Origin of the sequence: Streptomyces sp. NPDC046805 (assembly GCF_040645355.1) — a bacterium.
Lineage (GTDB): Bacteria > Actinomycetota > Actinomycetes > Streptomycetales > Streptomycetaceae > Streptomyces.
The window spans coordinates 1-1,318 of sequence record NZ_JBEYYC010000088.1 but is presented as its reverse complement, the minus strand read 5'-3'; the positions used below and the strand labels follow the sequence as shown (position 1 = coordinate 1,318).

General features: G+C 66.2%; 1 protein-coding gene. It reads left to right on the top strand.

What is annotated here, in order from left to right; translation table 11 throughout:
* Positions 1-325 precede the first annotated feature (325 nt).
* The gene (locus ABZ910_RS36280; RefSeq protein WP_361373697.1) at positions 326-1,195 is read left to right on the top strand and encodes an IS5 family transposase; all 870 of its coding nucleotides are present in this window, start codon (positions 326-328) and stop codon (positions 1,193-1,195) included.
* Positions 1,196-1,318 lie beyond the last annotated feature (123 nt).

Genomic DNA, 1,318 nt, shown 5'->3' with positions numbered 1-1,318 from the left:
AGTGACATTCCCCGCGAACTGCACTGCCGGCACCCGGGTTTGGCAGGCCGGAATCGTCATAGACCGACCGATAGGCGAACCAAACGCTCACTAAGAGGTCGTTTTCATCTGTAGTGCGGTGATAGATGCAGGTTCGTGTGGGGCGGTGATCTGGTGCTGCTGAGGGTGCTGAACCGGTCGTGTTTGTCGGTGCAGATGGTGTGACGGGCGGGGGTGGTGTTGGCTTGCGCCCGTCTCATCCCTGGACGCCCCTTCTGTGCCGTGCTTCCGCGGGGCCCGGATGCACGCCTGGGCGCACGCCCCCAACCGGCGGTACGTCCAGGTCATGACGGAACGTCGCGCGTACCCGAGTGATCTGTCCGATGCCCGCTGGGAGTTGATCGAGCCGGTGCTGTCCGCCTGGCGCTTCGAACGCCGGCGCCGGGCCCTGGACTTCGGCCGGCCACCTCGGCACGACCTGCGCGAGATCATGAATGCGATCCTGTACGTGGACCGCACCGGCTGCCAGTGGGCCTACCTCCCGCACGACTTCCCGCCCCACCAGACGGTCTACGGCTACTTCGCCAAATGGCAGACCGACGGCGTCTTCGCCCAGCTCAACGGCCTGCTAAGGGAGTTGGTGCGCCAGCAGGAGGGCAAGCACCGCCACCCCTCGGCCTGCGTGATCGACGCCCAGAGCGTCAAGACCTCCACCTCTGTCCCCGCCAAGACGCAGGGCATCGACGCGGGCAAGAAGATCGTAGGCCGCAAGCGCAGCATCATCACCGACACCCTCGGCCTGCTGCTCGCGGTGCTCGTCACCGCCGCCTGCGTCCAGGACTCCACCGCCGGTCGTTCCCTGCTCGAGCAGGCCGCCACCGACCACCCCACCCTGCGCAAGGTCTGGGTCGACGGCGGCTACCGCAAGCACTTCGTCGAGCACGCCGCCACCCTCGGCATCAACCTCGAGATCGTCCAACGCGCCCCCGGGAGCAGGGGATTCACCCCGATCCCGAAACGCTGGGCCGTGGAGCGGACCTACGGCTGGCTCATGCTGCACCGCCGCCTGGTCCGTGACTACGAAACCCACCCGCACCGCTCCGAAGCCATGATCCACCTCGCCATGACCGACCTCATGGCCCGCCGCCTCACCGGCGAAGCCACCATCTCCTGGCGCGACCCGACATCGCCGGATGAAATCCGCATCCCGGGATGAAACAACGGGAGAAAACGACCTCTAAAGTCAATGCCGTTGCGTTATGGGCCTGTGGGTTGGGGTCTTGTGATGAGGATGGCTTGTGCGCCGGTGCGGGTGGGTTGTGGCCAGTCTCGGTGTTCA

Bases quoted from the DNA above. Each gene is read 5' to 3' on its own strand.
- ABZ910_RS36280 (WP_361373697.1), top strand. From the start codon at position 326: ATGACGGAACGTCGCGCGTACCCGAGTGATCTGTCCGATGCCCGCTGG.